General features: G+C 74.6%; 19 protein-coding genes and 1 pseudogene. 6 read left to right on the top strand and 14 right to left on the bottom strand.

Translation table 11 applies throughout. The features are described from left to right. Positions 1-45: 45 nt before the first annotated feature. On the top strand, positions 46-690 hold the full coding sequence (locus tag FB00_RS06055; RefSeq protein ID WP_047231927.1) for a bacterial proteasome activator family protein: 645 nt from the start codon (positions 46-48) through the stop codon (positions 688-690). Between the two features lie 35 nt (positions 691-725). Here FB00_RS06055 and FB00_RS06050 read toward each other — a convergent pair whose 3' ends face one another. From FB00_RS06050 to FB00_RS06030, 5 genes are all read right to left on the bottom strand, one after another. Continuing rightward, positions 726-1,646, bottom strand: coding sequence for an EamA family transporter (locus tag FB00_RS06050; protein WP_047231926.1), 921 nt, complete (start codon positions 1,644-1,646; stop codon positions 726-728). Positions 1,647-1,753: 107 nt separating this feature from the next. Further along, positions 1,754-2,704 carry a carbohydrate ABC transporter permease gene (locus tag FB00_RS06045; RefSeq protein WP_047231925.1) on the bottom strand — a complete coding sequence of 317 codons (951 nt, stop codon included), beginning with the start codon at positions 2,702-2,704 and terminating at the stop codon, positions 1,754-1,756. Then, a complete protein-coding gene (locus FB00_RS06040; protein WP_047231924.1) occupies positions 2,701-3,684 on the bottom strand; it encodes a carbohydrate ABC transporter permease in 984 nt (327 codons plus the stop codon). Before FB00_RS06040 ends, FB00_RS06045 begins: the two co-directional genes overlap by 4 nt. Before the next feature lie 182 nt (positions 3,685-3,866). Next, the gene (locus FB00_RS06035; RefSeq protein WP_047231923.1) at positions 3,867-5,273 is read right to left on the bottom strand and encodes an ABC transporter substrate-binding protein; all 1,407 of its coding nucleotides are present in this window, start codon (positions 5,271-5,273) and stop codon (positions 3,867-3,869) included. Between the two features lie 257 nt (positions 5,274-5,530). Beyond that, positions 5,531-6,541, bottom strand: a complete 1,011-nt coding sequence (locus tag FB00_RS06030) for a LacI family DNA-binding transcriptional regulator (protein ID WP_047231922.1) — start codon at positions 6,539-6,541, stop codon at positions 5,531-5,533. Between the two features lie 232 nt (positions 6,542-6,773). Between FB00_RS06030 and map the strand changes: the two genes are divergently transcribed. From map to FB00_RS06015, 3 genes are all read left to right on the top strand, one after another. Then, positions 6,774-7,565 carry a type I methionyl aminopeptidase gene (map, locus tag FB00_RS06025; RefSeq protein WP_047231921.1) on the top strand — a complete coding sequence of 264 codons (792 nt, stop codon included), beginning with the start codon at positions 6,774-6,776 and terminating at the stop codon, positions 7,563-7,565. 89 nt (positions 7,566-7,654) lie between these two features. Then, complete coding sequence (locus tag FB00_RS20980; protein WP_052877483.1) at positions 7,655-8,131, top strand: hypothetical protein; 477 nt, start codon at positions 7,655-7,657, stop codon at positions 8,129-8,131. Between the two features lie 19 nt (positions 8,132-8,150). After that, on the top strand, positions 8,151-8,327 hold the full coding sequence (locus FB00_RS06015) for a helix-turn-helix transcriptional regulator (RefSeq protein WP_156186311.1): 177 nt from the start codon (positions 8,151-8,153) through the stop codon (positions 8,325-8,327). 124 nt (positions 8,328-8,451) lie between these two features. Here FB00_RS06015 and FB00_RS21555 read toward each other — a convergent pair. The 3 genes and pseudogenes from FB00_RS21555 to serS all read right to left on the bottom strand — a co-directional run. Continuing rightward, a pseudogene (locus FB00_RS21555) lies at positions 8,452-8,853 on the bottom strand (GNAT family N-acetyltransferase); the annotation flags it as partial. A 96-nt stretch (positions 8,854-8,949) separates the two neighbouring features. Further along, a complete protein-coding gene (locus FB00_RS06010) occupies positions 8,950-9,735 on the bottom strand; it encodes an HAD family hydrolase (RefSeq protein ID WP_047232034.1) in 786 nt (261 codons plus the stop codon). A gap of 35 nt (positions 9,736-9,770) precedes the next feature. After that, on the bottom strand, positions 9,771-11,054 hold the full coding sequence (serS, locus tag FB00_RS06005) for a serine--tRNA ligase (RefSeq protein ID WP_047231919.1): 1,284 nt from the start codon (positions 11,052-11,054) through the stop codon (positions 9,771-9,773). 72 nt (positions 11,055-11,126) lie between these two features. Here serS and FB00_RS06000 point away from each other — a divergent pair, with 72 nt between their 5' ends. Both FB00_RS06000 and FB00_RS05995 read left to right on the top strand, forming a co-directional pair. Then, the gene (locus FB00_RS06000) at positions 11,127-12,266 is read left to right on the top strand and encodes a diacylglycerol/lipid kinase family protein (protein WP_047231918.1); all 1,140 of its coding nucleotides are present in this window, start codon (positions 11,127-11,129) and stop codon (positions 12,264-12,266) included. 145 nt (positions 12,267-12,411) lie between these two features. Then, positions 12,412-17,103 carry a hypothetical protein gene (locus FB00_RS05995; protein WP_052877482.1) on the top strand — a complete coding sequence of 1,564 codons (4,692 nt, stop codon included), beginning with the start codon at positions 12,412-12,414 and terminating at the stop codon, positions 17,101-17,103. A 6-nt stretch (positions 17,104-17,109) separates the two neighbouring features. On the opposite strand, the gene bsh is transcribed toward FB00_RS05995, so the two are convergent. The 6 genes from bsh to FB00_RS05965 all read right to left on the bottom strand — a co-directional run bounded on the left by bsh (position 17,110) and on the right by FB00_RS05965 (position 23,511). Beyond that, positions 17,110-18,057 carry a choloylglycine hydrolase gene (gene bsh / locus FB00_RS05990; protein ID WP_047231917.1) on the bottom strand — a complete coding sequence of 316 codons (948 nt, stop codon included), beginning with the start codon at positions 18,055-18,057 and terminating at the stop codon, positions 17,110-17,112. Between the two features lie 115 nt (positions 18,058-18,172). Beyond that, positions 18,173-19,072, bottom strand: coding sequence for a glycosyltransferase family 2 protein (locus FB00_RS05985; protein ID WP_082141036.1), 900 nt, complete (start codon positions 19,070-19,072; stop codon positions 18,173-18,175). 187 nt (positions 19,073-19,259) lie between these two features. Next, the gene (locus tag FB00_RS05980) at positions 19,260-20,084 is read right to left on the bottom strand and encodes a DUF5926 family protein (protein WP_047231916.1); all 825 of its coding nucleotides are present in this window, start codon (positions 20,082-20,084) and stop codon (positions 19,260-19,262) included. A 10-nt stretch (positions 20,085-20,094) separates the two neighbouring features. Further along, on the bottom strand, positions 20,095-21,186 hold the full coding sequence (locus FB00_RS05975) for a pirin family protein (RefSeq protein WP_047231915.1): 1,092 nt from the start codon (positions 21,184-21,186) through the stop codon (positions 20,095-20,097). A gap of 652 nt (positions 21,187-21,838) precedes the next feature. Then, the gene (locus FB00_RS05970; RefSeq protein WP_047231914.1) at positions 21,839-22,846 is read right to left on the bottom strand and encodes a hypothetical protein; all 1,008 of its coding nucleotides are present in this window, start codon (positions 22,844-22,846) and stop codon (positions 21,839-21,841) included. 89 nt (positions 22,847-22,935) lie between these two features. Next, the gene (locus FB00_RS05965) at positions 22,936-23,511 is read right to left on the bottom strand and encodes a DinB family protein (protein ID WP_047231913.1); all 576 of its coding nucleotides are present in this window, start codon (positions 23,509-23,511) and stop codon (positions 22,936-22,938) included. Positions 23,512-23,565 lie beyond the last annotated feature (54 nt).

The raw sequence follows: 23,565 nt of genomic DNA, 5'->3' as shown, positions 1-23,565 counted from the left end.
TGCGCCGTCGGTGCGCGCGTGGGCACCGCGCGCCAGACTGGACCCATGGCTGACGAACCCCGCGACCCCCGTCCCGACGAGCCGACCGCCCCTGAGCCCGCGAACGGTGCGGAGGACGCCGTCGACGAGACCGACGAGCCCGCCCGCGCCACGGTCGTGATGCCGGACGGGACGGGGGTGAGCGTCGTCGAGAGCGACGACTCGACCGACCCCGACCGCAACCCGGCGACGGTCATCGAGGAGCCGGCCAAGGTGATGCGCATCGGCGGCATGATCAAGAAGCTCCTCGACGAGGTCCGGGACGCCCCGCTCGACGAGGCGGCACGGTCGCGGCTCGCCGAGATCCACGAGCGCTCGCTCACGGAGCTCGAGGAGGGCCTGTCGCCCGACCTCGTGGCGGAGCTGCACCGGATCACGCTCCCGTTCTCGGACGACACGGTCCCGACCGACGCGGAGCTGCGCGTCGCGCAGGCGCAGCTCGTCGGCTGGCTCGAGGGCCTGTTCCACGGCATCCAGACGGCGCTCGTCGCCCAGCAGATGGCGGCGCAGGCGCAGCTCTCGCAGATGCGTCGCGCCCTGCCGCCGGGTTCGCTGCCACCCATGGGCCCCGGCGCGCCGGGCGGGATGCCGGGGCACCCCGGCCGGCCGGACGAGCACGACGGACGGCCCTCCCCGGGTCAGTACCTCTGAGTCACCGCGCCCTGCCGCCCGTCCGGGCCCCGTGGTCAGGCGGGCGGCGGGTCGAGCGGCGCGACGTCGTCGGGCGGGGTCGCGTCCCGGCCGCCCGGGCGCGCGGCGGTCATGGCGATCGCGCCGGACACGAGGACGAGTCCGACCAGCTCCGGGACCGTGGGCACCTGGCGCAGCACGACGGCCCCGACGACGGCGGCCGTCGCCGGGAGCAGCGCGAGCAGCACGGAGAACGTCGCCGCGCTGACCCGGCGGAGGATGACCTGCTCGAGCGCGTACGGGACGACGGACGAGAAGAGGGCGATCCCGGCGATCGCGACCACGTGCCGCCAGTCGCCGAGCACGGGGACGGCGTCGGGCGCGAGGAACGGCGCGAACACGAGGGCGCCTACGGTCATCGCGACCGCGAGCGACGTCACGCCCGACCCGGAGACGGCGACCCGCCGACCCAGCAGGATGTACGCCGCCCAGCACGCGGCCGCGACGCCGATCGCGGTGAGCCCGAGCACGGCGTCCGCGCGCGGGAGGTCGGACTCGATCGTCACCCCGGCGAGCAGCACGACGCCGGCTGCCGCGACCGCGATCGCGCCCCGCTCGCGCCACCCGCTGCCCGTGACCGCCGCGACCGCGACGGGGCCGAGGAACTCGATCGCGACGGCCGTCCCGAGCGGCAGGTGGTCGATCGCGACGTAGAACGCGAGGTTCATCGCGGCGAGGGCGACGCCGAAGACGGCGACCCACGCGAGGTCGTGCCGGGTCCACCGGTGACGCCACGGCCGGCGCCACGCGAGCAGCAGCACCGCGGACGCCGCGATGCGCAGCCACCCGATCTCGATCGCGCCGGCCACGGCGAACAGCCCGACGGCGATCGCCGCGCCCAGGTACTGCGTCAGCCCCGAGACGACGAACAGCGCCGGGACCGGGACGCGGTCGAGGGCGACGGGGCGGGTGGGCACCGCCCGACTCTACGACCGCTCCGGCAGGGAACCGTCGCCCGCAGAGCGTGCGGTTGCGGCCCGTCACACAGGACCGACGGGCCGCGACCGCATGCTCGAGGAGTGCGTCAGCCCTTGACCGAACCCGCGAGGAGGCCGCGCACGAAGTACCGCTGGAGCGCGAGGAACACGATGACCGGGACGACCATCGAGATGAACGCGCCCGCGGGCAGCAGGTGCCAGCTCGCGCCGCGCGAGCCGGACAGCTCGGCGAGGCGCACGGTGATGGGCGCGGTGTCCTGGCCGGACGCGAACGTCAGGGCGACGAGCAGGTCGTTCCAGACCCAGAGGAACTGGAAGATCCCGAAGGCCGCGATCGCGGGCACGAGCAGCGGCATGAGCACCTGGAAGAAGATCTTCACGTGCCCGGCGCCGTCGACGCGGGCCGCCTCGACGAGCTCGCGCGGGATGTCCTTCATGAAGTTGTGCAGGAGGAAGATCGCGAGCGGCAGGGCGAAGATCGAGTGCGACAGCCACACCGGCCAGAACGACCCGTCGATCCCCCAGTCGACGTACTGCGTGAGCAGCGGGACGAGCGTGACCTGGATGGGCACGATCTGGAGCGCGAACACGGCGACGAACAGCAGGTTGCGTCCCTTGAAGTCCACCCACGCGAACGCGTACGCCGCGAGCGACGCGAGCGTGATGGGGATGATCACCGCGGGCAGCGTGATGACCAGGGAGTTGATGAAGTAGGTCGCGAAGCTGGTCGACCCGCCGAAGAGGGCGTCGGTGTAGTTGTCGATCGTGAACTCGGGGTTGGCGAACGCCTCCCACCAGCCCGACCGCCGGATCTCGCGCGGCGGGCGGAACGAGGTGACGAGGAGACCGAACGTCGGGATGGTCCACAGGACGGCGAGGACGATCGCGATGATCGACGCCGGTCGGGACGAGACCCTGCGGCGCACCTTGCCGGCGCGCTCGTCGAGGCCCGCGACGATGCCCTTGCCGCTGCCCTCCTCGGCGGTCTCGTCGACGAGCGGGGCGTCCGGGACGGAGGCGGACAGTGGGGTGCTCATCGGATCTCCTCCGCCTGCTTCAGCTGCCGCACGTTGTACACGATGATCGGGATGACGAGGACGAACAGGATGACCGCGAGCGCGGCCCCGAGCCCCTGCTCGCCCTGCCGCAGCGCTTGCGTGTAGAACTCGTTGGCGACGACCGACGTCTCGAAGCGACCACCGGTCATGGTGCGGACGATGTCGAAGACCTTGAGCGTGCCGATCGCGATCGTCGTGAGGACGACCACGAGCGCGGGGCGGATGCTCGGGACCGTGATGTAGCGGAACATCCGCATGCCGCCGACGCCGTCGAGGCGGGCTGCCTCGACGATGTCGTCCGGGATCGCCCGGATCGCGGCCGCGAGGATCGTCATCGCGAACCCGGCCTGGATCCAGATCATCACGAGGATGAGGAAGAACGTGTTCGCCGGCGCGCTGAGCAGGAACTGCTGCGGCTCGAGCCCCAGCCAGACGAGGACCTGGTTGAACAGGCCGATCTGCGGCTGGCTCGCCGGCTTGTACTCGTACATGAACTTCCAGATGATGCCCGCGCCGACCATGGAGATCGCCATCGGCAGGAAGATGAGGGTCTTCGCGAACTTCTCGAAGCGCGACCGGTCGACGACGACCGCGTAGACGAGGCCGAGGAACGTCGAGACGAGCGGGACGACGATGACCCAGATCGCCGTGTTGCGCAGGACGATCTGGAACTCGTCGCGGGTGAAGGCCGTGACGTAGTTGTCGAGACCGACGAACGCGGAGCCCGTGCGGTTGTAGAACGAGTCCCGGATCGTGCGCAGGCCCGGGTAGAGCAGGCCGAACGCGAGCATGACGATCGCGGGCCCGGCGAAGGCGAGCGCGACGACCCAGCCCGGCACGCGCCGCGGCCGGTCGACGAGGAAGAGGATCAGGCCCATGACGACGACGAAGAGCAGGATCGCGACGAGCATCACCGCGAGCTTGCCCCCCGTCCCGGCGGGTTCGAGCAACCAGTCCATGTGAGAGCTCCTGAGGTGGCCGGCGGCGGCCGGGCGACGACGTGGTGTTTCAGCGGGGACGGCCCGGGGACGGGCCGCCCGGGGATCGGCCCCCCGGACGACCCGCCCCCGGGGTCGACGCGTGGACCCGGGGCCCGGCTCGCGGCACGTGCCGCGCGATCGGGCCCCGGGTCACCCGCGGGTCAGGACGTCGGCCAGGACGCCTCGATGGCGTCGAGGACGGCCTCGTCGGACTTGTCGCTCGCGATCCACTCGGTCATCTCGGTCCAGAAGGAGCCGGCGCCGACGGCGGCGGGCATCATGTCCGACCCGTCGAAGCGGAACGTGTAGCTCTCGTCCGTGAGCAGCTCGTACGCCTGCTGGTCCATGGGCGACTGCAGCAGCTCGGGGTCGAGGCCGTTGTTGGCGCTGATCCAGCCCTGCGGGGTCACGCTCGCCTTGGCGTTGGACCACTCCGGGCTCGACAGGTAGGCGTGGAACGCCTGGACCTCGGGACGGTCGGTGAACGCGGCGACGAACTCGCCGCCACCGAGCAGCGGCTTGTCCTCCGCGGTCTCGCCCGGGAGGTAGAAGGCCCACACGTCACCGTCGGGCGCGACCACCAGGTCGGGGTCCAGGGTCGTCCAGTTGGCCTGGTAGAACGTCGCCTGGCGGTGCATGTAGCACAGGCCGTCGATGATCGGGTAGCCGCCCTCGGTGAACTCGGTCGTCGCGATGGTGCTCACGTCGCCGAGGCCGCCGTTGACGAACTCCTCGTTCTTCAGCACGTCGCCGACCGTGGCGAGCGCCGTGGCGATCTGCGGGTCGTTGAACGGGATCTCGTGGTTGACCCACTGGTCGTAGACCTCGGGACCCGCGGTGCGCAGGACGACGTCCTCCATCCAGTCGGTGGCCGGCCAGCCGGTCGCCTCGCCGGACGCGATGCCGGCGCACCACGGCTTGATGTCGCCGCCGGGGTTGTCCGCGACGATCTGGTCCGAGAGCTCCATGAGCTCGTCCCACGTGGTGGGGACCTCGTACCCCGCGTCCTCGAACATCGACGGCGAGTACCAGACGAACGACTTCACGTTGGCGCCGAGCGGGGTCGCGTAGAGCGTCCCGTCGACGGTGCCGTAGTCCTTCCAGGACTCGGTGTAGTACTGGTCCACGTTCGCCGCGGCGTCCTCGCCGACCGGCTGGATCGCGTCGGGGAAGTCCGCGACGATCCGGCGGAGCAGGCCCGGCTGCGGCAGGTACGCGATGTCGGGCGCGCTGCCCGACTGGATGCGGACGGGGAGCTGCGCCTCGAACTCCTTGGAGCCCTCGTACTCGATCGTGGCGCCCGTGCACTCCTCGAACGGCTCGTACGACGCCTGCTGCTGCTCCGCCTCGGTGTCGACGATCGTCGCGTACACCGACACCGTCTTGCCGGACAGGTCCCCGTACTGCTCGTAGTCGGCGCAGTCCACCTCGGCGCTCGGCGACTCGTCGTCGCCCCCGCCACCGCCGCCGCCGCTGCACGCCGCGAGCACGAGCGCGAGGCTCGCGCCGCCGGCGGCGACCACCAGCGTGCGGCGACGCGCCGCGCTGGTCCTCGTGGTCCTGGTCATGTCAGCCTCCACCTCGTCGTGGGTACGGACGCCGTCACCCCGGTCCGGTGAGGACCGGGCGCATCGCGACGTCGCGAGCGCGGGTGCGCTCTCGCCCTAGGCACCATGCAAGCGGTTGCATCCCGCTGCCGCAAGCACAGGGGAGGCGAGTTTGCGTAACGATTCCGTCACGTGCGCCGGGTGCGCGCTCTCTCGCCCCTCCTCTCCTGGCCACGCTCCCACGCGGGGTCGTCGAGCGCGCGGCGAGACGCGGGACCTCAGCCTCCGGCGCCCGGCGGCGCCGTCGAGCCGCGGCGCACCAGCTCGGTCGGATACGTGAGGCTCTCTGGTACCGGGGCGCCGTTGATCATCTCGAGCAGGAGGAGAGCCGCGTCGAAGCCTTGCTGGTACGCGTCCTGGGCGATCGTCGTCAGGCCGACGAGCTCCCCGAGGTCGTGACCGTCCACCCCGACGACGGACAGGTCCTCCGGCACCCGCAGCCCGAGGTCTCGCGCCGCGAGGATCGCGCCCATGGCCATCTCGTCCGACGCCGCGAAGACGGCGGTCACGTCGGGCCGGCGGCGCAGGAGCTCCGCCGTGGACTCGCGCCCTCCCGCGACGTCGAAGTCGCCGTTCACCTCGAGGTCCGGCTCGACGACGATCCCCGCCTCCTCCAGCGCGCGGACGTAGCCCCGTGCCCGCTCGACGGGCGGCGACCACGACGACACGAGGTCGGGCACCCCGGTGACGTGGCCGATGACCCGGTGCCCCAGCTCGAGCAGGTGTCGTGTGGCGGCCCGGCCCGTCGCGACGTCGTCGAGCCGGACCGTCACCTGGTCGGCCGGCCCCGACCCGACGAACGCGAGCGGCCGGGCGAGCCCGACGAGCGAGCGCACCTCGTCGTCGTCGAGCGGCAGCCCGACGACGAGCGTCCCGTCCACGCGGTGACGCAGCACGCTCGGGTCGACCCGGCGGCGCGACGACGTACGGCGCACGTCGAACGTGTACAGCAGGACGTCGTAGCCGAGGTCCCGCAGCGCGCGCTCGGCGCCCTCGATGACGTTGGCGAAGAACCACCGGTTGACCCACGGGGTGAGCACGCCGATCGTGCGGGTGCGGCCGGTGGCCAGCGACGCCGCCGACGGCGTGGGCACGTAGCCGAGCCGTGCCGCCTCCGCGAGCACCCGCAGGCGCGTCGCCTCCGAGACGTTGGGCAGGCCGCGCAGGGCGCGCGAGACGGTCGCCGTGGACACGCCGGCGGCCTGGGCTACGTCGTCGATACCTGCCACGACGGGTGATGCTGCCACGCCGGGACGCCGGGTGGCGAGGCGCCGTGCCGCATCGTGAGCAGATCGATGCAAGCGCTTGCGCCGCCGCCCGGCGTGCCCGGGCCTCGCCCGCCGCCGCACCGCGGCACGGTGACCGATATCGTGGGGAGGCCCGTCCCGCGGCACCGCTCGCCACCGCTCGAGCCGGCCGCGCCGCCGTCGGGCGCCCCACCTGCGAACCGGAAGGACCACGATGATCGAGCTGAGGACCCCGCGGGAGATCGACCAGATGCGACCCGCGGGGCGGTTCGTCGCCGACGTCCTCACCACGGTGCGCGCCGCCACCGAGGTCGGGACGAACCTGCTCGAGCTCGACGAGGTCGCGCACAAGATGATCCGCGACCGCGGGGCCGAGTCCTGCTACATCGACTACCACCCGTCGTTCGGCGCGAGCCCGTTCGGCAAGGTGATCTGCACGTCCGTCAACGACGCCGTCCTGCACGGCCTCCCCCACGACTACGCGCTGCGCGACGGCGACCTGCTGAGCATCGACTTCGCCGCGTCGGTCGACGGGTGGGTCGCGGACTCGGCGCTGTCGTTCGTCGTCGGGACGCCGCGCGCGGGTGCGCTCGGCGAGGCCGACGCGAAGCTCATCCAGACGACCGAGCGCGCGCTCGAGGCCGGCATCGCCGCCGCGCAGCCGGGCAAGAAGGTCGGCGACATCTCGGCCGCCATCGCGGACGTCGCGCACGCCGCGGGGTACTCGGTGAACACCGACTTCGGCGGGCACGGCGTGGGCCGCACGATGCACGGCGAGCCCCACATCCCCAACGACGGCCGCCGCAAGCGCGGGTTCCCGCTCAAGCCGGGCCTCGTCATCGCGATCGAGCCCTGGTTCCTCGAGACCACGGACGAGATCTACACCGACCCCGACGGCTGGACCCTGCGCTCGGCCGACGGGTCGCGCGGCGCCCACAGCGAGCACACCGTCGCGATCACGCCCGACGGCCCGGTCGTCCTCACCGCGCGCGAGCCGCGGGACTGAACCTCTCCCATGTCAAGCACGCTTGACAGCGTGCGCCGACGCTGGTTGGCTCGACCTGTCAAGCACGCTTTACGCATGAGGAGATACCCGTGAGCGACGCACCCGTCCCGGCCGACGACGGCAGGCTGCAAGACCACGAGCACGTGCTCGGCGACCGCGCCGCTCCCTGGTGGGCCTGGGCAGGGGCCGTGCTGGTCGCGCTCGCTGTCGCGGCGTCGGTCGGCGTCGCCGCCGGCCTGTTCCGGCGCGAGGACTTCTGGCTCGTCGCGGCCGTCTTCACGGTGTGCGTCCTGCCGCCCGCCGCCGCGCTCGGCTGGTTCCTCGTCGTCCGGCCGCGCACGAGCACGCCCGAGCCGCACGCCGAGGAGAACGTCGAGCGGCGCTGGACGGAGCGGGCGGCGGCCGGCGCGTTCTGGGACGTGCTCGTCGTCGCCGGGCTCGCGCTCACCGCGGTCAGTCTCACCGGGCTGGAGCTGAGCGTCTCCTTCGTCCTCGCGGTGGTCGTGCTGGTCGCGATGGTCGACTTCGTCGTCCGGCACGCCGTCGTCTCCCGGCGCGAGTCGTAGGGCGCCCGTGGACAACGACATGGCAGCCCGCCGCGCCGGGCTCGGCTGGTCGCAGGCCGAGCTCGCCAGCCGTCTCGGGGTCTCGCGACAGACCGTGATCTCGATCGAACGCGGCCGCTTCGACCCGTCGCTGCCGCTCGCGTTCCGCATCGCCGAGGTGTTCGGCTGCCGCATCGAGGAGGTCTTCCGCCCCTGAGCCCGGAGAGCCACCGAGCCGTCGCCGCACACCGGGACGGAACCTGACAGCGGTTCTCGACACCCTCGCGCACGAGATCCTCAGGGTTCCCGAGGCGCTTGCGGAAGAATGTCGCCGACTCCTCGAACCCGAGCCTCGCGTAGAACCCGGCGGCCCGCCGGGTGGCCAGCGCGACGTACGCGGCACCCGCGTCCTCGGCCCACCGCTCGGCCGCGTCCATGAGCAGGCCGCCTACCCCGCGACGGCGGGCGTCGGCGTCGACCATGACCTCCTCGACCCACGCCACGGGCGCGTTGGCGAAGAGCGTCGGATGGCGGTGCGCCACGAGGTGACCGACGACGCCCTCCCGCGCCTGCGCGACGAGCACCAGCGCGTGCGGGTCGGCGAGGAGCAGCGCGAACGACACGTCGAAGGCGTCACGCTCAGGGACGTACGACGTCGCGAAGTCGACGACGAGCGGCCAGACCGCCCCGGCGTCGTCCGCCCGCGCACGGCGGACACAGACGGTCTTGGCGTCGGACGTCATGTCAGCAGACGCTACCCATCCCGTCGAGGTAGAACTGCAGGTCGCGACGTAGAACCCCGCGAGCTCTATCTCGCGTCCTGCGGTTCTACCTCGCGGTCAGGGCAGGAGGCTGCGCAGGAGGTGGGCCGCGCCGTCGTCCTCGATCGAGCCGGTGACGTCGTCCGCGGCGGCCTGCACGACGGCGTCCGCGTGGCCCATCGCGACGCCGTGCGCCGCCCAGCGGAGCATCTCGACGTCGTTGCGCCCGTCGCCGACCGCGACCGTGCGGTGGGGCTGGACGTGCAGCGCGCGCCGCACCAGCTCGAGCCCGGTCGCCTTCGTGACGCCCAGCGGCGCGATGTCCATCCACGCCGTCCAGCCGACGGCGTACGTCACGTCGTCCAGGCCGAGACGCTCGACGAGCTCGTGGAACTGCTCGCTCGTGGACCCCGGCGACCGGACGATGACGCGCGTGACCTCCCCCGACCACAGCTCGTCGAACTCGACGACGCGGTGCACGCCGTCGAGCTCGCCGTCGGGGAAGAGCTCGTTCATGCGGAACCCGACGCCCACGTCCTCGACGGCGTACCGCGCGTCGGGCAGGTGCTCGCGCAGGAGCCGCAGGGCCGGGCCCGGGTCGAACGTCACGACGTCCTCCAGCACGTACCCCTCCGGCTCCTCGGGGTCGAGCCGCGCCGTCACCGCGCCGTTCGACGCGACGACCCAGCCGCGGTCGATCCCCAGGATCTCCGCGACGGGCGTCATCGCGATGAGCGAGCGCCCGGACGCGAGCACCACGTGGTGGCCCGCCGCGCGCAGGTCGGCGACGGCGTCGCGCACGTCCTCCGACAGCTCCTGGTCGTACGACATGAGGGTGCCGTCGATGTCGAGCGCCACGAGCATCGGCCCGGACGCGTCGTCCGGGACGAGGGGACCCGTCACGCCACCACCGGCTCGAGCACCTCGAGGCCCCCGAGGTACGGGCGCAGGCCCTCCGGCACGCGGACCGAGCCGTCGGCCTGCTGGTGGTTCTCGAGGATCGCGACGATCCAGCGCGTCGTGCCGAGCGTGCCGTTGAGCGTCGCGACGGTGCGCGTCTCGTTCTTGCCGTCGACCTCGACGCGCTCCCGCACGTTGAGGCGGCGCGCCTGGAACGTCGTGCAGTTCGACGTCGACGTGAGCTCCAGGTAGCGCTGCTGCGTGGGCAGCCACGCCTCGCAGTCGAACTTGCGCGCGGCGCTCGACCCGAGGTCGCCCGCAGCGGTGTCGATGACGCGGTACGGCAGGTCGACGAGGCGCAGCATCTGCTCCTCCCAGCCGAGCAGGCGCTGGTGCTCCGCCTCGGCGTCGGCCGGGTCGCAGTAGGAGAACATCTCGACCTTGTGGAACTGGTGCACGCGGATGATGCCGCGCACGTCCTTGCCGTGCGAGCCGGCCTCGCGGCGGTAGCACGCGCTCCAGCCGGCGTAGCGCAGCGGCCCGGCCGACAGGTCGACGATCTCGTTCGCGTGGTAGCCCGCGAGCGCCACCTCGCTCGTCCCGACGAGGTAGAGGTCGTCCTTCTCGAGGCGGTAGATCTCGTCCGCGTGGGCGCCGAGGAACCCGGTGCCCTGCATGGCCTCGGGCCGCACGAGCGTCGGCGTGATGACGGGCGTGAACCCGGCAGCGACCGCCGTGTCCATCGCGGCGTTGAGCAGCGCGAGCTCGAGGCGCGCGCCCACGCCCGTGAGGTAGTAGAACCGCGCGCCCGACACCTTCGCGCCGCGCTCGGTGTCGATCGCGCGCAGGCCCTCGCCGAGGTCGAGGTGGTCGCGCGGCGTGAAGCCCTCCGCGGCGAAGTCGCGGATCGTGCCCTCCTCGCGCAGCACGACGTAGTCGTCCTCGCCGCCCGCCGGCGCGCCCGCGACGACGTTCGAGATGCGGAACAGCAGCCCGCGCAGCTCCTCCGACGCGGCGTCGGCGTCGGCCTGGCGCGCCTTGACGTCGGCGGCGAGCTGCTTGGTACGCGCGAGCAGCTCCTGCTTCTCCTCCCCCTGCGCCTGCGCGACCTGCTTGCCGAGGGACTTCTGCTCGGCACGCAGGCTCTCGAACTCGCTCAGCGCGGCGCGGTGGCGCGCGTCGGCGTCGAGGGCGGCGTCCACCAGCGCAGGGTCGTCACCACGGGTGACCTGGCTGGCACGGACGATGTCGGGGTTGTCGCGCAGGAGGCGGAGGTCGATCACGCCAGCAGCCTAACGAACTGCGCACCGCCCGGTCGCAGTCCTTTCCCGCCCCGGCCCCGCTACGGTGTCGCCATGTCCTGGACGCTCTGGCTCGCGATCGCGGCGCTCGCCGTCGCGGTCGTGGCACTCGTCGTCGCGCTGGGCCTGCGCGCGCAGCAGACCCGGCAGCGGCGCGCGCACGGCGACGACGCGCCTCCCGTCGAGGAGCCCCCCGTCGAGGACGACCCGCGCGAGCTCGTCGCGTTCGTCGCCAACCCGTCGAAGCCCGACGTCGTGGGCCTGGAGGCGCTCGTGCGCGCCGCCTTCGCGGACGCCGCGCTGCCTGACCCGCTGTGGTTCGAGACGACAGTCGAGGACCCGGGCGTCGGGCAGACCCGCGCCGCGCTCGCACGGGGCGCGGACGTCGTCGTCGCCGTGGGCGGGGACGGCACGGTCCGCGCGGTCGCCGAGGGCATGGTCGGCAGCGGCCGCACCATGGGCCTGGTCCCGGTGGGCACCGGCAACCTCCTCGCGCGCAACCTCGACCTGCCGGTGGGCGACGCGCGCGCCGCGCTGGCCGTCGTGATCGCGGGGTCCGACCGGCCGGTCGACGTGGGCTGGGTCAAGGTCCTGCGCTACGCCGACGTCACCCCCGCCGAGGGGGACGAGCCGGGGACGGCGCCGGACCCCGCCCGGGACACCGACAAGGAGCACATCTTCCTCGTCATCGCCGGCCTCGGGTTCGACGCCGCGATGGTCGCCGACACCGACGACGACCTCAAGGCGAAGGTGGGCTGGGTCGCCTACTTCGTCGCGGGCATCCGGCACCTGCACGGGCGCCGCATGCGCGCGCGCCTCCAGCTCGACGACACGCCGCCCGTCGACGCGCGGCTGCGCTCGCTCCTCATCGGCAACTGCGGCCGCCTCCCCGGGGGCCTGACGCTCCTGCCCGACGCGGTGATCGACGACGGGATCCTGGACATCGCCGCGATCGACACGCGCGGCGGGGTCGTCGGCTGGGCACAGCTGTTCGGGGAGGTGGTCATGCAGGGCCTCGGCGTGCGCAACGACCTGCCCGCCAAGATCGGACGCATCGACCACGCGCGCGCCCGGCGCGTCCGCGTGCGCGTGGAGGGCGGCGAGCAGGCCCAGGTCGACGGCGACGTGCTCGGCCTCGCCGTCGAGATCGAGGCGCGCGTCGACCCCGGCGCACTCGTGGTCCGCACCGCCTGACGAGGACCGCGATCGCCGAACCTGGCGCTCGCTGTGGGCGCCCCGCGCGAGGGGCGTGGAGGGCGCGTGAGCGTCCCGCGCGGACCTGCGACGACGCCGTCCGGACGGCCGGGGGACGCGCCGGGCGCCCCCGTAGGCTGGTCCGGTGACGTTCCCGGCCGCCGCGCTCCCCCCTGCCCGCACGCTCCCCGCTCGTCGCTGGGGGCGCCGGGGCACCCGTGCGACGGCGCTGGCGACGGCCGTCGCGCTCACCCTGCTCACCGCGCTCGGGGCCGTCGCCGCGCCCTCCGCGGCCGCGGCGCCGTCGGGCACGACGGCGGGCACGACGGTCGCGGGCGGCTCTCCCGTCCCGACGCACGACCCGCGGCCGGTCGTGCTGGTCGCCGTGGCGGGGCTCTACTGGAGCGACGTCTCGCCCACCGCGACGCCCACGCTGTGGTCGATGATCCGGACCGGCTCGGTCGCGTCGATCGGCGTCGGGCGGACGACGTGCGCGACGGACGCGTGGCTCACCCTGTCCGCCGGGCAGATGGTGACGTCCTCCCAGCCGGCAGCCGAGGAGCCGACGGCGACGCCGCCCGCCGACGCCGAGCCGCCCACCACCGGCTGCCCGCCGCTGCCCGCCCCCGCCACGACGGCGTCGGGGGCGACGACGCTCGAGGCGCAGCCCGCCGACGTCCCCGGGTGGGCGACGCTCACCGCGCCGTCCGAGGAGGAGGCGACCGCCCCGACGACGCACCACGCGCCCGGGACCGCGGCGGCCCGGCTCGCCGAGACCGGCGTGTGCACGACGGCGGTCGGCCCGGGCGCGGCCGTCATGCTCGCCGACGCGACCGGGCACGTCGAGCGGTACGCGTCCGCGCTCGCCGCGCTGCCCGAGGGCGGGCTCGACGCGTGCGACGTCACGGTGGTCGACCAGGGCGAGATCGTCGACTCCTCGTCCGGACGGGGCCAGAGCCTCGACGCGCTCGACGAGGCGCTCTCCCGCGTCATGGACGAGGTCGACCGCGGGACGCGCGTGCTCGTGGCGGGCGTACCCGCGGGGCCCGTCGGCGAGCCGGGGCTCCCGGTCGTCGTCGACTGGCGCAAGGGCGAGCCCACACGGCGCTGGCTGCACTCCCCGAGCACGCAGCAGGACGGCATCGTCCAGCTCGTCGACCTCACGGCGACGGTCGTCGAGCAGGCCGGCGGCAGCACCGAGGGGCTCGACGGCGCGCCCCTCTCGCTGGGCGAGGTCCGGCGCATGGACGTCGCGCGCACGGTCGAGAACCGCCAGTACCTCAACGTGCTGACGAGCACGATCCCCACGCTCTACCCCGTGCTCGTCGGGCTGCTCGTGGCGACCCTCGTGCTCGCGCTCGGCGGGACCCTGTGGGCGCGGCGGTCCGCCGCGCGCCGCGGCCTGCCGCCACGGCCCGGGCGCGCAGGGACCCGCGTCCTGTCCGCGGTGCTCATGGTCGCCGCCGCGGCCCCCGTCGCGGCCTCGCTCGCGAGCCTGTCACGGTGGTGGGTGTGGAGCGCGCCCGCTCCGGCGCTCACCCTCGCGCTCGCGGTGAGCGCCGTCGCCGTCGCGCTCGTGGCCTGGGTCGTGTCGCGCCTCCTCCCGCGCCGCCCGTGGGCGCTGCCGACGGCGCTCGCCGGCGTCACGTGGCTCGTCCTCACCGTGGACGGCGCGACGGGCACGACGCTCCAGCAGGCGTCCCTGCTCGGCACGTCCGCCGTCGCAGGCTTCACGCGCTTCTACGGCTTCAACAACGTGACGTTCGCGGTGTACGCGGTCGCGGGCCTCGTGCTCGCCGGCGGCCTGGCGTCCACGGCGCTGGTCCGGGGGCGACGCCGGCTGGCGGCCTGGCTCGTCGTCGCGGTCGGGGCGGTGACGGTCGTCGTCGACGGCTGGCCCGCGTTCGGCGCCGACTTCGGCGGCATCCTCGCGCTCGTGCCCGCGTTCGCCGTCCTCGCGCTGCTCGTCGGGCGGGTGCGGATCACGTGGCTGCGCGCGCTGGTCGTCGCGGGGGCCACCGTGGTCGTGGTCGCGGTCGTCGCCGTCGTCGACTGGCTCCTGCCGGGCGGCAGCTCCCACCTCGGCGGGTTCGTGCAGACCGTCGTCGACGGCGCCGCGCTCGAGGTGATCGGGCGCAAGGCCGTGGGCGCGTGGCAGACCGTCGCGCAACCGGCCGGTGCGGTCGCCGCGGTGCTCGTCGTGCTCGTGGCCGTCGCCGCGCTGCGTCCCGAGCGCTTCCGCCTGCCCGAGGTCGCGCGCGCCTACGAGCGCTGGCCGCTGCTGCACGACCTCGTCGTCGCGCTCGTCGTCGTCGCGGGCGTCGGCTCCGTGCTCAACGACTCGGGCGTCATCATCGGCGTCATGGTCGTCGTCGTCGCGACGGCGATGGTCGTGCCCGGTTTCCTCGCCGACGCGGCGCCGGGGCGCGCGGCGGCCGCCGTCCCTGAGCCGGGGATCCGGCGCATGCCCACGATGCTGCTCACCGTGGGCGGCGGGCTCCTGCTCGTCGTCCTGCTCACGTCGACCGTGCTCGGCTCGACGGACCAGCGGCCCGCGTCGGCGGCGTCGCGGGCCGGCGGCGAGGCGTCGGTCACCCGGTCCGACGCCATCGCCACCGACCGCCCGCTCGTCGTCGTCGGGACGACGGGCGTGGCGTGGAGCGACGTCACGGCGGCCACCACGCCGACGCTGCACGCGCTGCTCACGGACGGCGCCGGCGCCGGCGGCGTCGCCCAGCCCACGGGCGCGGCGAGCCGGTGCACGGTGGGCGGGTGGCTCGCCCTCTCCGCCGGGCAGCTCGCCGACGTCGCGACCGAGCGCGCCCCGGACGGCTCGTGGGCGTGCCCGACGCCGCAGCCCGTCGCCACCCCGGACGGAGCCTCGGACGGCCTCGCCGGCGGCGCCCGCATCGACGGGTGGGACGACCTCGTCGCGCTCCAGCGGGGTTCCGGGTACCAGGCGCGTCTGGGCGTCCTGGGCGACGCGCTCGGCGGCGACGGCTCCGCCGGCGGCACGGCGGCCGTGTGCGCGACCGCCGTGGGGCCCGGGGCGGCGCTCGCCCTCGCGGACTCCCAGGGGGAGGTGGCGCGCTACCGAGAGCTCGCGTCCGCGACGTCGCCAGGGAGCGACGCGTTCTCGTGCCCCGTCACCGTCGTCGACGCGGGCGACGCGACGGCACCGGCCGTCGACCCCGACCTCCCGGCCGAGGAGCGCGCCGCGCTACGGGCTTCCCTGCGGGCGGACCGGCTCGCGGCCGTGGACGCCACCGTCGGCGCGGTGCTCGACGCCGCCCCGACGGGGACGACCGTGCTCGTCGTCGACGTCGCCGGGACGCCCGGCACCCGGCCGGCGCTCGGCGCGACGCTCGTGCGGCCGTCGTTCGACGGACCCGAGCAGGCGCGCTACCTGACCAGCGCCGCGACGCGGACGGACGGCGTCGCGCGCGTCCTCGACGTCCCGGCGACCGTGCTCGACGCCGCGGGCACCACGATCCCCGCCCGCATCCAGGACACGCCGCTCGCCTGGGGCTCGCCGCGGCCCCCGGACGCGACCTCGACCGCGGACGCCCTCGCCGACCTCACGACGCTCGACCACGTGCGCCGCGCGGTCTACACCGCGTTCGTCGACGTGCCGCTCTACGCAGGCCTCGTGATCGCCGGGCTCTGCCTGCTGCTCGCGCCGCGGGCCGCGCGCGCGGCCGGCGACCGCGCCCGGGTCCGCTGGGCCCGCGCCGCGCACGTCGCCCGGGGCGCCGCGCTCGTCGTGGCAGCCGTCCCGACCGCGGCCTTCCTCGTGTCGCTCACGGGCTGGTGGCGGTTCGGGAACCAGATGCTCGCGATCGTCGTGTCGACGGTGCTCGCGACGGCGGCGGTCGCGGGCCTGGGGGCGCTCGCCCCGCGCCGCCCGGTGTGGCTCGGGCCGGGGATCGTCGCGGGCATCACGTTCGCCGTGCTCACGCTCGACGCGCTCGTCGGGACGCCGCTCAACCGCGCCAGCCCGCTCGGCTCCGCGCCGACGTTCGGCGCGCGGTTCTACGGGTTCGGCAACCCGACGTTCTCCGTGTACGCGGTCGCGGCGCTCGTGCTCGCCGCGGCGCTCGCCCAGTGGCTCGTCGCCCGCGGGCACCGGTACGTCGCCGCGACGGTCGTGGGCGTCATCGGCGTCGTGACGATGGTCGTGGACGTGTGGCCGACGCTCGGCGCCGACCTCGGTGGCGGGCTCGTGGTGGTCCCGGCGTTCGCGGTCCTGGGGCTCGCCGCCTCGGGGGCGCGCGTCACGTGGCGGCGCTTCCTGCTCGTCGCGGCAGCGGGCGTCGGGCTCGTCGCCGCCGTCGGCGTGCTCGACTGGCTGCGCCCGGCCGACGAGCGCTCGCACCTCGGCCGGTTCGTCGGCGAGGTCGTGGACGGCTCTGCCTGGGAGACGCTGCTGCGCAAGGCGGGCTACGCGGCCCGCTCCGTGCTGGGCGGCGTGCCCGTGTGGCTGACGATCCTGGTCCTCGTCGCGGCGGCGCTGGTGCTGTTCTGGCCGCGGCGGTTCACGCCGGCGTGGTTCGCCCGCACCGAGGCCGCGTGGCCGCTCGTGCGCCCGACCGTGCTCGCCCTGTGGATCGTGTGCGTCGCCGGGTCGCTGGTCAACGACTTCGGCGTGCGCATCGCGCTCGTCGCGCTCATCCCGGCGGTCCCGCTGCTCACCGTCGCGGCGCTGCACGCCGTCGGCGACGGCACCGGGACCGACGACGAGCCGGATGCGCGGGAGGACACCCCGAGCGCCGCGCCGGACGCGGCGGGGACGGCGTCGGAGGGCACCGCCTCGCGGGTGGGGAGCGCGACGCCCTGAGCCTGGCTACGCGAGGACGAGCTCGGTGCCGCCCACCGCGAGGTCGGCCATCGCGACGCTCTGTACGGCCGGGTCCTCGTAGGTGTTCCAGTAGTAGGTCGACGTGCGCGAGGAGAAGAGTCCCGTGTAGACGGTGATCTCGGACTCGCCCGACGCCATCACGGCGCTCCCCTCGACCATCGCGACCTGCTGCAGCGTGTGGAAGGCGCGGCTGACGTTCTGCTCCTCGCTCTCCTGGGTCGGGTAGTGGGCGTTGACGTAGGCGGCGCGGACGAACCGCGACGGCGAGTAGTAGTCCCCCGGGATGCCGCGCATGTGCGAGCCCGAGCCGAACGGGGTGAGGACCGCCCCGCCCAGCTCCGTGTCCCCGGGGAAGTCGGGCGAGGCGTTGAGATAGTTGCGCAGGTTCTCGTGGTGCCACCCGAACCCGGGCTGGTTGGTGAGCACGTCGACGTCGTCGTGGAACACGTGCATGCCGTCCGCCGTGTGCTCCACGACGACGGCGCGCGTCGCGTCGGCGACGATCCAGTGGAGCATCGAGCTCGGGTAGGTCTCGTTGATCGGCCGGTCGACGACCACGACGTCCTGGAGCGCGGCCTCCACCTCGTCCACCGTCGCGAACTGCGAGCACACCCACAGCGGGAGCTCGTAGGCGGCGACGTTGACCGCGCCGTCGACCGGGCCGGGCGCGTAGGCCGCGTACCCCGGGAAGTTGAGCCCCGCGACGGCGAGGCCCGCGTCGTTGCCGCAGTCGAAGTAGAGCGGCGTCCCCTCCGCCACGATGCCCATGCCGAGCGTCGCGTGGCGGATGCCGGGCACCGCGCCGAACGGCGACCTCGGCGCGTACCCGGTGGGCGTCAGCACCACCCGCTGCCCGTACCCGCTCGTCCAGTCGAGGTTCCGCGCGAGGTAGACGCTCCCCCGGCCGTCCGAGAACCTGATCCCCGTGCACATGGCGATGCCCCGTCGTCGTCGGTCCGGCCTCGCGCGGACGCGGGCCACCGGGCACGGCACGGTGCCCGTCCACCCAGGGTGGGATCCCCGGGAGACGTTCGCCACCCGCGGGACGTCAGTGCTGGTCGGCGGCCCGCACCCGGTCGACCGCGGAGCGCATCTTGCGCGCGTTCACGGCCAGGAGCACGTCGCGGTACTGCGCGGCCCGGTGGAGCTGGCCCTTGAGGTCGTTGGACGAGGCGCGGTGCCGCAGGTCGCACGGCACCTCGACGGCGACGTACCCCTTGCGGAGCAGGTCGATCGTCATGCCGGTCTCCACGCCCCAGCCGCGTGCGAGCGGGGTCGCGGCCTCGAACGCCTCGCGCGTGAGGCAGCGCATGCCCGAGAGCGGCTGCGTCGGGGTCCACCCCGTGAGCGACTGGATCGCGCGGCGCGCTGCCCCGACGACGATCCCCCGGCCGCCCGCGCCCGGTTGCGGCGGGAGCAGCGCGATCGCGAGGTCCGCGTACCCGTCGAGCACGGGCGCGACGAGCGGCGCGGTGTTCACGGCGGTCTCGCCGAGGTCGCCGTCGATGAAGAGCAGGAGTCGCGGGGGGCGGTCGGCGGCGTCGCGCATCGCGACGACGGCCGCGCCGGTCTCCATGGCCGCGGCCTTGCCGCGGTTGTGCGAGTGGCGCACGACGACGGCCCCCGCCTCGCGCGCGACGTGCTGGGTGTCGTCCTCGCTCCCGTCGTCCACGACGAGCACGAGGTCGACGTGCGGGATCGCCTTGGCCGCGCGGACCGTCGCGGCGATGCGCCGGGACTCGTCCTTCGCCGGGACGATCACGGCGACGCGCTGGCGCACCGCGCGGCCGGTCCGGCCGTCGCCGACCGTCGGGCGCGGGGTGCGTGCTCGCGTGCCGGACGCCGAGAGGTACGTCGGCGGCGGCGTGCTCGCCGAGCCCGCAGCGGCAGGTGCAGGTGCACTGCCCGTGTTGTTCCCCGACTCAGTCGACCGATGGTCCGCGTTCACGCCGTCCAGCCTAGTAGTGCAAAGAGTTGGCCGCAGAAGTGTCGTCGTTCCACCAGCAGATCCGCTCGGGATCTTCGCAGGACGACCGGGCTGCGTTCCCAGGTCTCCCGGATCCTACTCGACGCGACAGCCCGCCGACAGGGGCGTCGGCGGGCTGCTCGTCGGGCCGTCGGCCGGCCGGTCGGCGTCAGCGCAGGGTCACCTGGCGCGACACGATCCCCGCCCGCGCCCGGCGTTCGTTCGCGTCGAGCGGCTCCGTGACGGCGAGCGCCTCGGTGAGGAGCGCGTCGAGCTCGGCGACCGGGCCCTCGAGCTCGTCCGCCTCCGTCCCGCGCGCCAGCTCCCACACCGGGACGAGCAGCCCGCTCGACCGGAACGCGCCGACGAACTTGCCGCCGGCGAGGCCCGACTCACGTCGCGCGTGCAGGCGCGAGATCGCGTCGATGAGCGCGTCCTCGGGCTCCGGGCGGGCCCAGCGCAGGAACTCGCGCGACATGCGGCACCAGTAGGCCGAGGGGACGGCGTCGAGCTTGACCGTGGGCACCATCGACTCGGCCGCCTGGTCGAGCGAGGCGCGCAGGTCCGGCGTGATCTCCTCGGCCGGGTCGAGCCAGAACGCGAAGTCCTCGTGGACCGTGACGTCGAACGGGACGGAGAGGTCGAGGACGTCCTGGAGGCGCGGGCCGGCGTCGGGCAGCGCGCTCGTCTCGATGGACGTGCCGGGCTCGGCGTCGATCGCCTCGAGCAGCGCGGCGGCGAGGTCGCGGCTCGTGTCGCCCGAGCCCGCGAGCGTCTGGACCGCGAGGAGGATCGCGCCGTCCTGCCGGTGCAGCGCGGCCCAGCCCGCGGGGAGGACGGTGACGACGGTGACGTCGCGCGCGCCGTGCTCCGCGGTCGTGCGGGCGGTCGCGGTGGCCGAGGGCACGACCTCGCGCATCGCGACCCAGTCGGTCTCGCCGGGGAGTCCCTCGAACGGGCGCAGCACGAAGTCGGGCGTGGAGTTCTTGGCCATGCGCGGCAGTCTACTGGCGCCCCGCCGGGCGGGTGCGGGGCCGCAGGCGGACGTCAGGCAGCGCGGGCGCGGGGAGCGGGCCGCCGTCGTACCCGACGACCTCGCCGTAGCGCCCGTCGCGCGCACCGTCGGCGTACCGCGTCCCGCCGTGGTTCGGCCCCTCGCCGCCCGTGACCACGAGCTGCGCCTGCCAGTCCGCGCGGGCGCGGGCGACGTCGTCGTGCGACCGGCCGACGAAGTTCCACCACATGACGATGTCCTCGCCGAACGGCTCGCCGCCCACGAGCACGACCCGCGCCGGCGCGTCCGGCCCGGCCTCGACCGTGAGCGTCGCCGGCCCCGGGGCGACGTACCCGAGCGACGACGGCGGGACCTCGTCGCCCTCCAGACGCACCGCCCCGTCGTCCACGAGCAGGCCGTGCTCGAACGCCCGGTCGACGTCGAGCGTGACGCGCGCGCCGGGCTCCAGGTCGACCTGCGCCCCGACGAGCGGCGAGTACGTCGTCGCGGGCGAGCGCAGCTCCGCGCCCGCGACGCGCAGGCTCCCGACGAAGACCTGGACCCGGGCGCCGGCGGCCTCGACCACCGGCAGGTCGGCGTGGTGCTCGAACGCCGGCGGGTCCGCCAGCCGGTCGCCCGGGAGCGCGACCCAGAGCTGGACCCCGTGCAGGACCGGAGGGCGGACGCCGCGCGGCGACTCCTCCGAGTGGGAGATGCCACGGCCCGCGGTCATGAGGTTGAGCTCTCCGGGGCGCACGGTCTGGAGCGACCCCACGGCGTCCCGGTGCAGGATCTCGCCGGCGAACAGCCACGTGACGGTCTGGAGGCCGGTGTGCGGGTGGGGCGGGACCTGCATGCCGTCGGTGCCGTCGCCGATCGCCGGCAGCGGGTCCGGACCGTAGTGGTCGAGGAAGCACCACGCGCCCACGAGCGAGCGCGCGCGCTGCGGGATCGTGCGCCGCACCCGCATGGCGCGCGTACCCCCGAGCGGGACGTCGCGGTGCTCGAGGATCTCCACGGTCGGCGCCGCGCCGGAGCCCTCGCCGTGCGAGGTCCCCGCGGAGCAGACGCGCTCCTCGGGCCGGGTCTCGAGGTTGCTCATGGCACGAGCGTAGGCGCGGCGGACGGGCTCGGCCTACCGCCCCGCGGACGGGTCTTCGCGTCGCGGGACGCCCGCGGGAGAATGGCAGCGAGGCCCCTCGGAGCAGGATTCCGAGGGGCCTCGCCGTGTCCGCGCGACCCCGGGGCGGTCGGGCCGGTGGCCCGTCGGGGCGCCGCTCGCGACGTGGCGGCCCGGCGCCCGCGCGCCCGGCCCGGATGCCCCGGGCAGGCGCGCTGACGCCGATCGCGGTCGGCCTTCCGGGTCCGGTCGGAACCTGCGCCGTCGCGCGCAGCCCCGCAGCAGGGGGTCGCGGGTCGTCCACCGTTCTCCGGTCAGCCGTGCCCTGGCGTTCGCGCCGGGCCGTCGTGCGCTCCAGGCGGGGCCGGGAGACCCCTGCGTACTGCGTGCCGGAACACCGTCGTCCGTCTGCGCCCGTCCGGGCCGTTAGGCACGTTTGTAGTCCTCACCCGGGGGGCCTGCAAGAGTTCCCAGCGATGTCATTTGGCCGCTTGCGAAGGCCACAGGTTCGTCCACAGGCGGCCCCGCGCCGTTCCCACGGAACCCACAACCCTGTGGATGAAATCTGTGGACAGTTCCCCCGGCCGACACGCCCGGTTCGGTCAGGGTGCGCGCCTCGTGCGCACGCCGCCCGTCAGACCCAGAACTGCGTCGTCGGCGTCGCCGTCGGCGTGAGCCGCTCGTCGAGGTCGAGGTCCCGCACGACGAAGCCGCCGTCGTCCACGAGCGTCCCCGCGAGGCGCCCCTGGAGCATCGCCGCGAGCCGTGCGACGAGCACCCGGGCCCGCGAGCGCGCGATGACGTGCAGCCCCGAGGGGCGCTCGACCTCGAGCTCGTACGGGTCCTGCGGGACCCAGGTGACGCGGTAGGCGTGGGGGCCGTGCTCGCGCCAGTCGAGCGCGCCGAGGGCGAGCGGCACCTGCGGCACGCGCTGCGCCGCCAGCCGGACCGCGCCGTCGTACGGGGTCTCCCCCGACAGCACGTACTCCGCGAGACCGTCCGGGCGGGGGTGGACCGCGACGACGCGCGCGCTCGGGACCGTCGTGCGCAGGACGCCGAGCGCGTCGTCGGGCCTGAGCACCTGGGCGCTGTAGAGGGTGAGGTCGACCCCCGAGGCGGGGTCGGGCGTGAGCACCGTCCGGCCGTCCGCGACGACGGCGCCCCCGACGCGCCGCGCCGCCGCGACGGCCCAGCCCAGCACCTGGAGCTCGACGCCCTGGGGCAGCCCTGCCGCGAACGCCCGCGCGAGACCGTCCCGGTCGTCGGAGAGCGGGACCGGCGCGCCGCGCGGGGCGGGGTCGTCCACGTGCAGCGCGAACGCCTCGGCGCTCCCGCCCGCGAGGTCGAGCGCCTGCGTCTGCGGGGGTGTGAGCGGGAAGGGCCCGACGACGCGAGCGCCCTCGGCGAGCCGGAGCTCGCCCGGCGTCACCACGCCGTCGGGCACCACGCCCCGGAACCGCGCGCCGACCATGGGGCGGGTCGCTCCCCCGCCGCCAGGCGGAGTGGTCCACGCCGCGTCGGCGAACCAGGCGCGCGCGAGGGTGTCCACGGGCGTACGAGCCGCACCGCGGGAGCGAGGCACCGCGAGAAGGTGCGCTCCCGCGTGCGCGTCCGGCACGAGGCCGGCGACGGTGGCGTCCATGACCGGACCGTAGGGCGTCCGGAATGCCGGGATGTTACGCCCGTGTCACGGCCGTGCATCTCCTGCCACGGCACGTGCCGTGCGTCCGGTCAGGCGCCGACGTCGTGCAGGTGGTGGACGACGTCGTGGACGAAGTACTGGCCGAGCGTGCGCACCGTGAACACGGACCCGTTCGACCGCCGCCCGGGGCGCTCCCACTGGTCGGGGACGAGCGCGTCGAAGCGGCCCGCGACGCGGTCGCCCGCGATCGCGAGCTCTCGCGCGACGACCGCCGGGTCCTGGTGCGCGTAGTCCTCCTCGACCGCCGTCGCGTCCTGGTCCCAGTTCGCGAACCGCGGGTCGTCGCCCTCGACCATCGACTGGACGCGCACGTCGAACACGGAGAAGATGTCGCGCACGTGCGCCGCGTACTCGAGCACGGACCACGTCGTGGCGTCGGGGCGCACGCGCACGTCCTCGCGGCCCAGCGCGGCGACGTAGCGCGGGACCGCGTCGCGCACCGCGGCGCCCACGCGGTCGGGCGTCACCTCGACCGCCACGAACCCGCACTCCGGGCACGGTCGCTCCATGACCCACGTCCAGTCCTTGGTGTCCGCGGGGACGGGCGGGAAGTCCGGGTCCGGGGCGGTGGCGGGGACGCCGTCGGGCGACGCGGTGGTGTCCATGGCGGCAGTGTGCCAGACGGCGGAGCGCGCCCGGGGACGCCCGCTTGCGGCTGC

The sequence above is a fragment of the Cellulosimicrobium funkei genome, from assembly GCF_001019615.1.
In the GTDB taxonomy this organism is placed as follows: domain Bacteria; phylum Actinomycetota; class Actinomycetes; order Actinomycetales; family Cellulomonadaceae; genus Cellulosimicrobium; species Cellulosimicrobium cellulans_E.
The sequence above is the reverse complement of the archived record's forward strand: the minus strand, read 5'-3'. Positions and strand labels throughout refer to the sequence as shown.